This window comes from Aquirufa sp. OSTEICH-129A (assembly GCF_054558355.1).
The window spans coordinates 212,883-227,374 of the sequence record NZ_JBPXKC010000003.1; the positions used below are offsets into that span (position 1 = coordinate 212,883).

The window sequence follows — 14,492 nt, forward strand, 5'->3', positions numbered from 1 at the left end:
TACGACTAAATATATGTCGATGAATCTAGCACAAGCTTTTGATGAAATAGTACAAAGAAGAAGATCAAACAGGAGGTTTGATACGGATATTCAAGTCCCAAATGAGGTCATTCAAAAAAGTCTTGAACGTGCCATACTTGCACCCAACAGTAGCAATATGCAACTTTGGGAATTTTACTGGATCAACAGTCCTGAAGAAAAAGCAAAATATGAGCAACTTTGTTTAGGTCAGTCAGCCGCAAGAACGGCTTCCCATCTGATTGTATTTGTTACTAGGCAAGACCATTGGAAAAAACATGCTCAATGGAACATCGACAAGATAAAAGCATCGATACAAGGTGAGCCCTCTAAATCAGAAAAAAGAGCATTGGATTATTATGGCATACTAATGCCTATTTTGTATCGAACAGATATCTTAGGTCTAAGTACCCTTGTTAGACGTGCCATCACCTTTGTTAAAGGTTTCAATAACCCCTTCATGCGATTTGCTGGACTAGCAGATCAGCGGGTCATGGTGCACAAGTCCTGTGCGCTGGCTGCCCAAACTTTTATGCTTTCTATTGCTGCTGAGGGTTATGATACTTGCCCGATGGAGGGATTTGACGCCAAGCTGGTTAAAAGAGCCTTAAATCTCCCAAATGAAGCCGAAATCAATATGATTGTGGCAGTAGGTAAAGGAACAGAAGAAGGAATTTATGGACTTAGGCATCGTTTACTGCTTGATGAAGTTGTATTCAAGCGTTGATTATAAACAATCCACATCAATGATAAGCTGAACACCTTTACAGGCTGGGTTAGATGATTGTATATCTAATTCTTCCCTTAAGGCTTCTTTAAACTTGGCTAAGGCTAAACCTTTCTCAATTTTTATTAAAATCTCCATGGCGTATTGGTTCCTAATGCGTTCAATCAAAGGTTTTTCTGGCCCCAATACACGACCATGACCAAACTTCTCTTTTAAAGCCATCCCCAAATGCCTAGCAGCCGTTTCGACACGGGCTGCTTCCATATTTCGAAGAGTCAATTTAATCAAGCGACTAAAAGGAGGATAATGATAACCTTCTCTTTCTATGATTTCCTCAGCATACATGGCCTCAAAATTATTCTGCAAAATATGATCAAATAAGGGATGGGTAGGTTGATTAGTTTGAATATAGACTTGCCCTTGTTCTTCTCTCCTACCTGCTCTTCCTGCCACCTGACAAATCAATTGAAAGGCCCGTTCATGTGCCCTAAAGTCAGGGAAGTTGATGGCCTTATCTGCATCGAAAATTGCCACCATGGATAAACCTTCAAAATCCAAACCCTTGGCAACCATTTGAGTTCCCACCAACACATCAATATTTCCAGACGTAATTTCTGCTAAAAGTGAACTAAAAGCCGTTTTAGAGCGAGTGGTATCTAAGTCCATTCGCCCAATTCTAGCATCCGGCATATGAAGTTGCAATTCTTCTTCCAACTTCTCCGTTCCATAGCCCATGGTTTTCAATTGTGTACTACCACAGGCGGCACAACGACGCAATAAACCTTCCCGATAGCCACAATAATGACAACGAAGCTCTTGATCTCGTGCGTGAAAGGTTAAGCTCACATCACATTGATTGCAACTAGCTATCCAATCACAATCTTGGCATTGAATATATGGGGAATATCCTCGCCTATTTTGAAACAATAAACTTTGCTTTCCCCGGTTAAAATTATCCTCTAAAGCAGCAATCAAATCCACCGAAAAGCCCCCTTTCATTTGCTTCATTTTTTGAGCATACTTAGTATCTAATAAGGTGATTTGGGGTAACTGAGCTTTACCAAAACGCTCCTTCAAGGCAACTAATCCATATTTGCCTTCCTTTGCCTGGTAATAGGATTCTATGGAAGGTGTTGCAGAACCTAAAAGTACTTTAGCCCCTTGTTGCTTAGCTAATACAACCGCCACATCACGGGCATGGTAACGAGGGGCTGGATCAACCTGCTTAAAGGAGGACTCATGTTCTTCATCCACGATCACTAAACCTAAATTGGAGAAAGGTAAAAAGACCGAAGACCGAACACCCACGACAAATGGATATTTTCCCTCAACAATGGACTTCCAAACTTCCACCCGTTCATTATCAGAAAACTTGGAATGATAAATTCCAACTTGCTCACCAAAAATTCGTTTAAGTCGTAATACAATTTGGGTAGTAAGGGCAATTTCTGGCAATAAATAAAGTACTTGATTGCCATTAGCTAGCGCTTCTTGAATTAATTTAATATATATCTCTGTTTTACCACTTCCGGTAATTCCATGCAACAATACCACGTCCTTTTCTTGAAATTGCTTTAAAATGGAATGGTAAGCCAAATTTTGTGCATGATTTAAATCAAAAGCCGCAGGGATGAAATCCTCCGAGTCTTGTCCAAAGCGAGAAACTACTACCTCAAAACTCTCAAAAATCTGATTTTTTAGCAGGGTTTGTAGTGAACTCTCCGATAATTCGGCTTGCGTAAAACTCGATTTTTCCAGTCCTTTTTGATTGATTTCTGGATTCCGTAAAACTGGAATAAATTGAAGATAATGCAAGAGTATACCCAATTGCTTAGGCTTAGATTCCAATTGCTGAATAAGCTCCACCAACTTTTCCTTATTTTCAAAAGGTTCTGCCAAGCGAATTTTCCGCAACACTTTTGGTGTGTACCGATCTTTCAATTCATCAAATATCAAAAGAGCTTGTTTGGCTACTAGGGATTTTATTAGATGATACGGACTTTTTAATTCGGCAATTTGAGCTACCTCATCGTAGGATAAAGAACCTTTTTCTTGAATCGCCTTAAAAACAATCTGTTCCTTTTCATTTAATTGGGTTTCTTCTGAATAGGCCGGATTAATTTGAACTTTCGATTGACTAGAAATCTTCAATCCTGCAGGTAAAGCTATTTGAAAAACCTCTCCTGGATAACACATATAATAATCTGCAACCCAATGAAATAGCTTGATTTGAGAAGTAGTCACCAATGGACTATCATCTAAAATTTCTAAAATATACTTAGCCTGATATTGCTTGGGAGGTTGATGATGCACCTGAACAATCACGGCAGTTAGCACTTTAGAGGAACCAAAAGGAACTACAATTCGAATTCCTTCTTGCACCAAATCAGCCCATTGCCTAGGAACACGGTAGGTGAAATACCGTGGAATAGGTAAGGGAAGCAGTGCATCCACAAATACCGTTAATTCCTCTGAAGACGACAATGCTGTTGACTCGATCATGTTGACTACAAAGAAAAGGAAAGATTCGGGTACTGGCAAGCTTGGCTATTTAGCCAAGTCTAAGGTTTCCATTGCAGGGTTTGAATTAAATGCATGGCATCTTTTTTCAAAAACTGAATGACTGGAGCTAAAGAGTCATTTTGCGTTGCGGTTTTTACATAAACAGCTCCACGTAAATAATGATGTATACTATCGGTAGTAAAAAATTGAAAGGAGGTAGCCACTTCCCCATCCAATTCAATGATTCCAGCTTTTCTTCCAGAACGAGTAGTCATAACATACTCTTGAATTCCTCTTGCCTTACCTTGGTGTTTAGAGGCCAAAGTATAGGCATCATTGATGAGATTAGCCAATTTCTTTTGATCCTTATTCAAAGGTTTATAAGTAAGCTGAATAAAAGCATGCCATTGAGGATAATAAATATATAACCAATGAGGCTCCGCCCAAGAAACCGTATCAGGCATCACTCGGGCATATTGGGAAACTTGAAAACTAAATGGATGACCTTTTTCTAGATCTTGATACTTAGCCTTGGGTAAGATGATTCGGTTGTAGCCTTTTGGACGTGGTAAATCTGCTTTATCCTCTTTATTCTGTTGAGAGCAAGAAAAGCAAAAACCCATAACAACAAACATATAAATCCAGTGGCGCATAAGACCCGATTATTGAGGTTCGTCTAATTGATAGTATTTCAAAATGGGATCTTGAATAATATGGTATAATTTCTCCCGTAACATGGGAACATCTTCCATACTTAGCCCCTTGGTGATGATGGGAGGATGTATTTCTGCCCGAATAACACCGGGACGAATCATCAAAGGCTTATCTGAAAATATTTGATAATTATTAAATAAACTAATAGGGACTAAGGGAACTTGTTGCTGAATAGCCATAATTAAAGCCCCATCTTTCAATGGTTTAGCCATGTATGGATATTTTTTGGAGACAATGCCGCCTTCAGGAAAGATGGCAATACTTCTCCCGGTTTGCAAGGCTCGAAGGGCTTTGGATAAAGAACCCGCTCGACTGGCATTGTCAGAACGATTGACTAATATATTCAATCGAGCGTACATGTAACCAAAAAGAGGTAGTTTCCCCAATGAACTTTTCCCGACAAAAGCGGTATAATGTTGCAACAAATAAACGATGACAGGAATATCCAAAAATGAAAAATGATTGGCACAAAAAACATAATTCTGCTTCTTATCGGGAACAAAATGATGTTTTACCTCAAAACGGATAAAGCTGAAAAAGAAAAAACACTTGGACCATACACGCACCAATTTGGCAGCGTATTTACGGTAACTGATTTTCTGAAGTAAAATGAATATGAATGGATAAAAAAGCAAGAAAATGGCTATGAACCAAAACATGGACCATAAGGTAAAAAGCCCTATGAATGGACTAGCAAGAAATGCATTCTTTTTTTTCATGCTTAATGAACCAAAATATAAACAATTAGGGGTTGATTATTCAACCACCCCTAATTGCACTGTATTGGTCTTCTTACCCGAATGGGCAGGAATTGACAAGGTTGTCACAAAAACATCCCCGGCAGATAATAATTGATCTTGCTTTAATTTATCCACCATGGCAGCTACCGTCTTTTCAGCACTATCAGCCGATGGATCATAAAAGAAAACTTTCACTCCCCAAAGTAAGCCCATGGTAGACATTAATTGCTTATCGGAAGTAAAGACGTATAAATCCGCTTTGGGGCGGTGAGCTGATAAACGGAAAGCCGTATGACCAGAATTAGTAATACAAAGAATCGCTTTGGCTTTGGAGTCACGAGCTAAACGACATGCACCGGCAATCAAACGATCGGTTAATGCAACCTCTTTTGAACCTTGAGCCAAGGCATGGTTTTTAAAATAAATGGCTACCTCATCTCCTTTAACTACAGAAATTGCATTTTGCTGTTGCTCCACTATTTCGTGAATATGAGCCATGGTTTCCACCGCTTTAATCGGATATGAACCAGAAGCTGATTCTCCACTTAACATGGTGGCTGATGCTCCCTGAAGTACGGCATTGGCTACGTCAGAAGTCTCTGCACGAGTAGGAACCGGGTTTTGAATCATGGATTCCAACATTTGAGTGGCCACAATAACCGGCTTACCAGCTGCTGTACATTTCTCAACCATTACTTTTTGTAAGTATGGAACTACGGCTCCATCCATCTCCACACCCAAATCACCACGAGCTACCATGATACCATCCGTAGCTTCAATAATTTCATCTAAATGATCAATAGCCTCCGGCTTTTCAATCTTAGCAATAACCCGTGTATTTTTACCGTAGGCTTTAATTTTTTCTTTAATATCCCAAATGTCTGAGGCCTTACGAACAAAAGATAAAGCAACCCAATCAACACCATGGTCTAAACCAAAATATAAATCTGCTTCATCCTTAGGAGTTAAACAAGGCAAAGAAACCTTCGTACCAGGTAAGTTGATACCCTTCTTAGATTTCAAAATACCTCCATAAACCACTTCAGTAAGTACTTCTTTCTTTTCTTTATCGATAGCAAGCACTTTCACCTCTAAATTTCCATCATCCATCAAAATGCGCTCACCTACATTGACATCTAAATACATAGAAGTATAGGTCGTTCCTACTTTCTCGGATGTTCCTAGCAGGTTTTCGTCCATCGCAAAGATGAGTTGTTTACCTGCTTCTAAAACCACACCATTATTTTCCACCATTTGCGTCCTAATTTTAGGACCTTGCAAATCTTGAAGAATACATAAATTCATTCCCAATTCTTCGCTAATGGAACGAATGGTTTTTAAGCGCTCTAAATGATCTTCATGAGTTCCGTGAGAGAAATTAAGACGGAATACATTTACTCCAGCTTTGGCTAATTGAATTAAGGATTCTCTTGATTCAGATACTGGACCTACAGTGGCTACTATTTTTGTCTTGCGTTGATACGACATATATACTTAATTATTCAATTTACCCTGCAAGTTACAGTTTAGTCATCAAAAAATTGAATAATTGTATTAAATCATACCCAAAAAACACGGTAAACTCCCTTTTATAAAGAATAAACCAATTTTTCCGAGACAAAAAGCCTTAATTCAAAATCAAACTTGACAGGTGAACTATATTTATAGCTTTTACTAAATGCACAAAAGGTAATGGGGGCACCCATATCTTTCAAAACTTCAAGATAAGAGTTTAACTGACGGGGTGACATCTGTAAATGCTCTGCTAAAGAGGCAGCGGAACCTGTAGATTCATGTTGAATTAATCGATGAATTCGATGAAGTCTTTCTAATTGTTTAAGGCATTGCATGGTTAGGTATTTAATGCCACAATTTCGGTTTTAAAAGTTGATTTGGATATAAAAAAATTGGTAAAAAAATAGAAATATCAACTTCTTGAACAAAAAAAGGAGGCCTTAGCCTCCTTCCATTTAGATATGTTCTATTAATTAATTCTCCCACATGTCGTGCTCCAATTCCAACAATTTATACTCTAATTGTTGAGACATCAAAAGGCCCTCACGATCTGAACTATAGATATCAGTCAAGAACTTATTTTCTGGGTTACCTTTCTTAATAATTCTTGCTTGAAACATCCTTAAATCAAAGGCATCCGCCATATTTTTATGTTGAGTTTCATTTTCAGAATTATACCAAATACAATTTGGGTTACTTCTAAACAATTTATAAACATCTTTATAACGGAAGGAAGCTACAGGTTTATCAAAGCCTGCCTTGGTTTTAGAAGCCGGAATAATCAAGGTTAATGCTTGGATATCAAAATATAACCTAGAGCGCTGACGGTCAATAATGGCATCTTCCTTAATCTCGATGATGGACAATTCCTTTGGAAAGAAATACGAATCTAAATTTGCCACAGGTTTAGTATCAAAATCATCTGTTTTTTTAGCTGCATCACCTGGTTTGGTCGTGGTACCCCAGCCATCATCTACTGCTGTTTTCTTCTCTCCACCTTCAGCTCCAAAGCCGGCAGCTTTTTCAGCTTCTGAAAGACTACCTTCACCTATGGAATCATCCATACGAAGTTTTTCTTTAAACTGAGCGGCTGTAAGTTTAGTCACTAAGGAATCATTCACATAAGGAATCAAAATACCTGCTTCAACCCATTCAACTAAGAATTTAGAAATCTCATTATTCACTGAGAAAAATGGTTGGTTGATTTTTTCATTCAAATCCATGCGACGCCATAGGCGAGCCTTATAATGAATATTAGCTGGATCAATGGGACGCACTGAATTCAACTTTGATTCATCTAAAGGTTTCTCCTGAGCTAGGGCACTAAATCCACAGATCAGAGAAATTAACAACAAAAACTGATTAAATGATTTCATATACAGGGTTTTCCTAATCACTCAAAGGTATATTTTTAACCATGGAAATAGGTATGGTCTCAATAGCTCCTTTGAAATTCTTTCTTTGAACTTCTTTCACTTCAATATAATAGCGATCCCCTGGCTGTGCCTGAGAGGCTAACTTAGCTATTGACCCAGAACCAGGTAAATTAGCTATCTCGTCAATTTTTCTTTGACCACGCACTAAAGCAACATAAACTGAAGCGACACGGTAATTCGCATCATCTGGATTCGTATTTTTAAATGATTCATCAGCAATGGCGCGGGCATCTAAGGTTCTTAAACCAGATGCACTTGTACCTCTCTTCTCATTTAATTCACCACCATTTCCAAAGATTCGTACTTCTGGTCTAGGAACACGACGCACTTTAAAAGTCTCTTTTCCTAGTAAGGTACCTCCATTATTCACATTTAAGGTAATTGTAGCTGAAGAAGGAACAATGGTTACTTTACCTCTGTTTTGACCAGGAATTACCTCTCCACCTTCGGCAGAGAATTGTGGATTCCACAATGCACCTAAACCTGGACTAACAACACTTAAACGATTAGCACATCCCAAATAAAGCGCTGGTAGTGTTGCTGTTTCAATGTTGTAGGTTGGTTTCAAAACAAAATATTCTTTTTGAATGGATTCAGTTTTAGGACCAGCAGGACTCATGTAAGCCACTGTAGCCGTGTATGTCTTTTTGGATAATCCATTGGCATCATACCCTCCACCTGATGTTTTGAATTTAATCTGGCCACGTCCATCCACTACTGGAATAGATGCCCCATTGAAACTCATACGAGGGGTAAAACCTGAAGAGGTAGCAGCTATAAAAACTTCAGCTTGATATTCCATACCTGCAACAACCGTGTTGGCATTGGCAGAAACTTGGGCAAAAACCTTATCAAACTTAATTTCTTTGGCCCCTACTTTAGAAGCTAACTGACTAAGTACTTCCGTCTCATATCTTCTAATCTCAGCCTGCTTCTGACTTAATGTAGCTAAAGCAGCTGGAACTGGAGTATGTTCAAAATTCAATTCTGCAAAATCTTTGTTGGATTGTGCAGCATCACGACTAGCCACAGGATCGTCCTTGGCAGCTAAGGCTAAGGATGGGAATTTGGTCCCTGGATCTGCAATCGTTTGTAATTTCGTTACATACTGATCAAACATAGGAACTAATTGGTAAGCCTCTCCTTTGGAATTGGCCCCAACCATTAATTCAAATACCTTTTCTTCTTCCTTTGGATTTTTGATAGTACCCGTTTCTGGATCAATGCCTCCTCCTGTTTCAATTACCTTTGCTTTTAATCCATCAATGTGATTGACTAATTCATCCGCTAGTTTACGAACCTCATTCGCTTTTCTAAGGATATCTGCATATGCAGCCGGATTAGGAAGATCTTTGATTCGCTCTTCAATGCCGGTTACCATACTTTTATTCTTTGAACTTGCAGACTGATTCGCAATTTCCAAACTATTATTTAACAAGGTAAACTTCTGTAAAAGGGCATCACTGACCTGTAAGGCTAACAGGGCCGTGAGTACCAAATACATCATCCCGATCATTTTCTGCCGGGGGGTCTCTTTTAAACTTGCCATATACTTATGAGATCAAAGCTAAAGTGGATAAAATTAGCCTTTCATAGCCGTTAACATACTACCATATACTTGGTTCAATGACTGAATATTAGCATTCAATTTAGCTAATTCCGTCTTGAACAATTCTGCATCTTTTTGAGTAGCAGCCATTTGTTCAACCGTTAAATTAACATTACCATAGTAACTATTGATAGCTTTCAAGTGTTTAGTGGCTTCTTGAATCTCCGTTTCATAAATCGTATTCAGCGTAGACAACTGGTCACCTGCTTTGGCATATTGTTGTGCATATTTAGCTGCTTCTGCAGAAGAAACAGATATTGCACCTAAAGAATTAGCTGCTTCAGAAACAGATTTATTCAAGGTTCCTAATGATTCTGAAGAAGAAGACAAAGACTTCACAAAATCTTGTGTAGCTACGGTAGCTTTAGAAATATCTTGTAAACTATTCGCTGTTTCTGTTAATCCTTTTAAACTTTTGGTCAACCCTTCTACCACCTCTGGTCCTAAACCTTTCAAGCTTGATAAAGCATCTACACCGCCAGTCGAACTAGGTCTAGCTACTGGAGCTCCGCCCATTAACTCTGGATAAACCTTTTCCCAATCATACGTTTTTTCAGGTTTTGCTTGTAAGTACAATACACCAAATAAAATAAAAATGGCCGCTTCGGTAAACATACCAACCATTAACATTTCGTTGGCACCGTCCCAGTGAACAATTTTAAATAAGGCTCCTACAATTACGACTGCCGCACCAAAACTAGCGATGACATTGATTGATTTTTCCATGTTAAAAAGAATGTAATATAGATTTTAAAAGGTATAATTTAGTTTTGTTTAGGACGACCCAAATAGCGCATCATACATCTAAACCCAATATATGACCGTTTGTTTTGTTCTAATTCGTAAGCCCTAGTTCCTGTTTCTAGGTAATAAGCTATATCTTTCCAAGACCCACCACGAGTTACTTTTCTGGGTTCATCTGCATCTTTGTTGACGGTGTTCAAATCCCAAGTTACAGCTACCGCATTATCTGCATAGGCATCTTCACACCATTCTGCCACGTTACCAGCCATATTATATAATCCAAAATCATTAGGATCGTAGGCATTGGCAGGGGCTGTATAAGAATAACCATCAGCATCATAATTACCTCTGTGAGGTTTAAAATTAGCTAATAAACATCCTTTAGCATTAGAAATATAAGGATTACCCCAAGGGTATTTGGCTGAAGCCCTTCCACCACGTGCTGCCCATTCCCACTCAGATTCAGATGGAAGCTCAAAACGCGGCAAAATAAATTGACCTTGCTTTCTACGATAGTCGTTCATCAACTTACTTCTCCACAAACAGAAATATTTAGAAGCTACCCAGCTAACACCTACTACAGGGTATTGATCAAAGGCAGGACTAGAAAAATAATATTCTGTCATTGGATCACCATTGTGATACGTAAAATCACGCTTCCAAACGGTAGTGTCTGGATAATACTCAGACATGATTTTATCTTCTCCTAGAACAGAAACCGAATCTTTCAATAAGGCATACGTGAATTGACGATACTCATGATTGGTAATTTCGGTATCATCCATGTAAAAGGCTGCTACGGTTACTCGCTTATTGAAGTTAACACCTGCACGAGAAACTTCCTCATCCGCTTGACCCATCATGTAACTACCTGAGGGTACTAAGACCATTCCGTAGGGAGTTGGTTGTGACCATCCTTTACGAGTAGTGGCTACAATTTCTCCATTCTGCACACCTGGAACCTCTTTACTGGATTTTCCAATTCCTAAGATTCCTTTGCCCGAAGAGCCTTTTTTACTACTCAGTGTCTTGGAACCACCTGAGTTTTTGGAACCACAACTGTTTAAAACGACAGCCATAGCCAAAATCGAAAGTCCTAGTATTAATCTCTTTTCAACAAATTGAAAATTCATAGAAGCAAATTAAAATTACTGTTTGTTAACGTAACAGGGTTTAAAATATTGTTTTTATCTACTTTTACCCAACTCACACTCATTCAAATTCCTCAAATTTAAAGCATTTTCTAAGAATATTTCAGCAAAAGTACAAAATTTTATGCCTTAACATGAATTCCTATAAAATCTTAAACCTGGGAGTTCTTACAGGAAGTCCCTTAATTCCACTGGATTGAAATGAAGGTAATTGAAACCGAACAAATATCTCATGCGTCAAAGGAGCTTTAACCGCTGCTTGTACCAAGGATACATCGATCGAATAACCAATATCTAATTTTTGCTGCAATAAAGAAACTCCAGCCATACCAATCGCAGCATCATTTAAACGAAACGAACCTCCCAACCAGAATAAATCCTTATAGCCAAATCTTGTTCCTAATTCGGGCAAAATCTTACCTGAATAATAACGAACTTGAGCAAATGGCATGGCTGCCAAACTTTCAGATAAAATCAATTCTGCCGAACCATGAATTGCGGCCACCATATTCATAGGCATATTTCCCTGCGGAGTATCCATGGTAAATTTAGGCGAAGTCAGATGGTCAGCAGACAAACCGATTTGCCAATTATCTTTGGAATAAAGCAAACCAAAACCAAGATCAAACTGATTTTGGCTAATCACCTTACCTGATAATTGACTAGCAATGGGGTCATTTTCATCACGAATCCGATAAACACGTCCATCAAAAGATTTCCCCTGCAATCCACCTCGTAGGCCAGCGGATAACATAGCCTCTCCTATTGCGTAATGATAAGCTAATTGAATTTTCATGGATTGCTGACCCACCCCAGAAGGAGTTTTGTCAGACATCACCAAAAGTCCCACACCTAAGTTCAATTTACTTATGGGCAGAGAAGCACTTAAGATTTGAGTACCTAGGTTACCCGGACCTTCCACAGTAGCTTCATACTGCGTCCATTGATTTCGGTAATGTAATTGAGCAAAAGAGGCACCTCTCAATCCTGAATTGGCAGGGTTTTGATAAACGGCATTCATTTGAAACATGCTCAAACCTGGGTCTTGTTGTGCCAGCAAACTCGGCCCACAAAATAGAAGTAAGATGCCCAAGCATACATAAAACCAAGAAGGCAATAAGAGCAATTGCTTGTTGAAGCGCATGTTAAGTGAATAGCTTGTTAGGCGTTTTGATGGCTAAAAATAAGCATTATTTTCAAACGAGAAATATTCCTGGAAATATATTAATAAAAAAGCCCCGATTTGGGGCTTTTTTATTTAAGCGTTTGCTTGCTTTATATAATGCTCGAGTGCACCCGTCATGGATGGAGCATTAGGCATTGGAGCCTGAATATCTAAAAGTAGTCCCGCATCAGTAACTGCTTGAGCCGTGGTAGATCCAAAGGCTGCAATCCGGGTGTTATTTTGCTTAAAATCAGGGAAATTCTCAAAAAGAGAAGTAATTCCTGATGGGCTAAAAAAGGCCAAAACATCATAAAAAACTTCTTCTAAATCGGATAAATCAGCTGAAACTGTTTCATACATAACAGCCTCTGTTAATTGAAAATCATTGGTTCCCATGTAGTCAGGCAAATCTTTCTGACGCTTGTTCGAGCAAGGGAATAAAAATTTCTCTGATTTATGTTTTTTAATGATTTCCAATAAATCTAAAGCCGTCTTCGTTCCTGTAAAAACCTTACGTTTACGGATAACGATGTATTTCTGCAGGTAATTGGCAGTTTGCTCCGTGATACAAAAGTACTTCATATCAGAAGGAACCTCAATCTTAGCTTCCTTACAAATACGGAAGAAATGGTCAATGGCATTACGGCTCGTAAAAATGATGGCCGTATGCTCTAAAATATTAATCTTCTGCTTTCGGAAATCTTTGAAGGCTATTCCTCGCACCTCAATGAATGGACGAAAATCCACTTTAACACCATACTTTTTTTCAATCTCAAAATAAGGAGATTTGGCATCCGTAGGCGCTGCTTGAGTAACTAATATACTTTTTACTTTTTTCAACCGCTTGATATCCGGCGTAGCAACGTTAGCTATTTCACTCATAAATCAAATTTGTATTAACTCGACAATCTAGAATAGTCAACTTTATGTTGCAAATATACAAAAAAAAATCTTGATTATCACTCTCTTAGGTCTAGCTGTATTGTGGAAATATCAATTCACGTATGCCAAACAAAATGACGATGGCCTCGGTAATAATCAAATACGCATATAGAGATAATCGATTGACTGATAAGACCTTATTAAACACTTGGGTAAAATATATAAAACGAATGAGTAAATAAATATTCAATAAATAGGAAACAATTTCCATGTCAATGGAATAAGCCGGTCCTTGGTAAATAGCGTATAATCCAATTCCTACAAATACGATGATAAAGAATTGAATATTAGCTTGTATGGATTTAAAGAAATGTAAATTGGCAACCGATTTTAGTTTGAATAAATTGGCAAAAAGTTGGAAAATGAAATACTGTATAATAAAAATGAAGTAAGCCAATAAAGTCCGAGAAAAAACAAACCACAAAGAGGGTATCAGGGTATTGTAATTTTCTTCATTCACAAAAAATGCATCGCCAGAACGATAGGTAATTCCATTGTAGAATGCCATCAAAGAAATTAAGAGGCTTAGAATAAATAGTATATATAAATTGGCCAATGAGAAGGGGCTTTTCACCATGGCATTCTCTTTTGTTTCCCAGTTAATCCAATCCGTAAAACGGAAATAGACGATAAAATACCTTGGAAAAATAGCAAACAATAAGCCCATCAAAGCTAGAAGCGACAAAAAGCCCAAGGTGAAAAAATGGGTATAAACGGCAGGTGCACGATTCAGAAACAATTGTACCTCCCTGTTTTGTGCAATTACTTGATCAAATTTTTTCTCAATACTTAAATCTCCGGGTAAGCCTTCCAAGCTACTACTATAAAATGTAGCGATGACTTGATCCTTATGATGAACTTTCAACAAGCTATCTAAAGACATTCTGATTAATTCTCCTTTGGCTAATTTCCTTTGAAATGCCCCATCAATGAATAAGTGATAGGTTTCTTTGGGCTTAATAGTCAAATAAGCTTGATAATAATCCCGATTTGAGAGTTGAATGGATTTAGAATGATAGGAATAATGTTGGCTAGGAATATAAGGCAAGAAACTATTCCATCCGGATTGATAAACCAACCATTCCTTTTCAACAGAATGCATGGGTTTCCAAACAGCCGCCTTTGCACTGGTGGTGATTAAGATAGCCCACAAAAAAAATCTGCTCCATCGTAGCATGAATGCGTGGAATGAAGCAGATTTTTCAATAAAAGGAATCATCCTTTAGTAT

The 14,492-nt window shown here is 38.2% G+C and carries 13 protein-coding genes; 1 reads left to right on the forward strand and 12 read right to left on the reverse strand.

Going from position 1 to position 14,492, the window contains the following annotated elements; all coding sequences use genetic code 11:
* Window positions 1–13: 13 nt before the first annotated feature.
* The gene (locus tag SKC36_RS07435) at window positions 14–745 is read left to right on the forward strand and encodes a nitroreductase family protein (RefSeq protein ID WP_459465456.1); all 732 of its coding nucleotides are present in this window, start codon (window positions 14–16) and stop codon (window positions 743–745) included.
* Here SKC36_RS07435 and priA read toward each other — a convergent pair whose 3' ends face one another.
* The 12 genes from priA to SKC36_RS07495 form a co-directional block, all read right to left on the reverse strand.
* A complete protein-coding gene (gene priA / locus SKC36_RS07440; protein ID WP_459465458.1) occupies window positions 746–3,247 on the reverse strand; it encodes a replication restart helicase PriA in 2,502 nt (833 codons plus the stop codon).
* Window positions 3,248–3,306: 59 nt separating this feature from the next.
* Window positions 3,307–3,900, reverse strand: a complete 594-nt coding sequence (gldD, locus tag SKC36_RS07445) for a gliding motility lipoprotein GldD (RefSeq protein WP_459453446.1) — start codon at window positions 3,898–3,900, stop codon at window positions 3,307–3,309.
* A 9-nt stretch (window positions 3,901–3,909) separates the two neighbouring features.
* Window positions 3,910–4,680: a lysophospholipid acyltransferase family protein gene (locus SKC36_RS07450; RefSeq protein WP_459453445.1), complete on the reverse strand. Its 771-nt coding sequence runs from the start codon at window positions 4,678–4,680 to the stop codon at window positions 3,910–3,912.
* A 36-nt stretch (window positions 4,681–4,716) separates the two neighbouring features.
* Window positions 4,717–6,189, reverse strand: a complete 1,473-nt coding sequence (gene pyk, locus SKC36_RS07455) for a pyruvate kinase (protein WP_459453444.1) — start codon at window positions 6,187–6,189, stop codon at window positions 4,717–4,719.
* 101 nt (window positions 6,190–6,290) lie between these two features.
* Window positions 6,291–6,551, reverse strand: a complete 261-nt coding sequence (locus SKC36_RS07460) for a hypothetical protein (RefSeq protein WP_459453443.1) — start codon at window positions 6,549–6,551, stop codon at window positions 6,291–6,293.
* Between the two features lie 138 nt (window positions 6,552–6,689).
* On the reverse strand, window positions 6,690–7,592 hold the full coding sequence (gene porN, locus SKC36_RS07465) for a type IX secretion system ring subunit PorN/GldN (RefSeq protein ID WP_459453442.1): 903 nt from the start codon (window positions 7,590–7,592) through the stop codon (window positions 6,690–6,692).
* Window positions 7,593–7,605: 13 nt separating this feature from the next.
* Window positions 7,606–9,201: a type IX secretion system motor protein PorM/GldM gene (gene porM / locus SKC36_RS07470; protein ID WP_459453441.1), complete on the reverse strand. Its 1,596-nt coding sequence runs from the start codon at window positions 9,199–9,201 to the stop codon at window positions 7,606–7,608.
* A 33-nt stretch (window positions 9,202–9,234) separates the two neighbouring features.
* The gene (porL, locus tag SKC36_RS07475) at window positions 9,235–9,987 is read right to left on the reverse strand and encodes a type IX secretion system motor protein PorL/GldL (protein ID WP_459453440.1); all 753 of its coding nucleotides are present in this window, start codon (window positions 9,985–9,987) and stop codon (window positions 9,235–9,237) included.
* A gap of 38 nt (window positions 9,988–10,025) precedes the next feature.
* Window positions 10,026–11,138, reverse strand: coding sequence for a T9SS ring complex lipoprotein PorK/GldK (gene porK, locus SKC36_RS07480; RefSeq protein ID WP_459453439.1), 1,113 nt, complete (start codon window positions 11,136–11,138; stop codon window positions 10,026–10,028).
* 160 nt (window positions 11,139–11,298) lie between these two features.
* A complete protein-coding gene (locus SKC36_RS07485; RefSeq protein WP_459453438.1) occupies window positions 11,299–12,300 on the reverse strand; it encodes a PorP/SprF family type IX secretion system membrane protein in 1,002 nt (333 codons plus the stop codon).
* 114 nt (window positions 12,301–12,414) lie between these two features.
* Window positions 12,415–13,203, reverse strand: coding sequence for a uroporphyrinogen-III synthase (locus tag SKC36_RS07490; RefSeq protein WP_223143258.1), 789 nt, complete (start codon window positions 13,201–13,203; stop codon window positions 12,415–12,417).
* Window positions 13,204–13,294: 91 nt separating this feature from the next.
* Complete coding sequence (locus SKC36_RS07495) at window positions 13,295–14,482, reverse strand: hypothetical protein (protein ID WP_459465460.1); 1,188 nt, start codon at window positions 14,480–14,482, stop codon at window positions 13,295–13,297.
* Window positions 14,483–14,492: the final 10 nt, after the last annotated feature.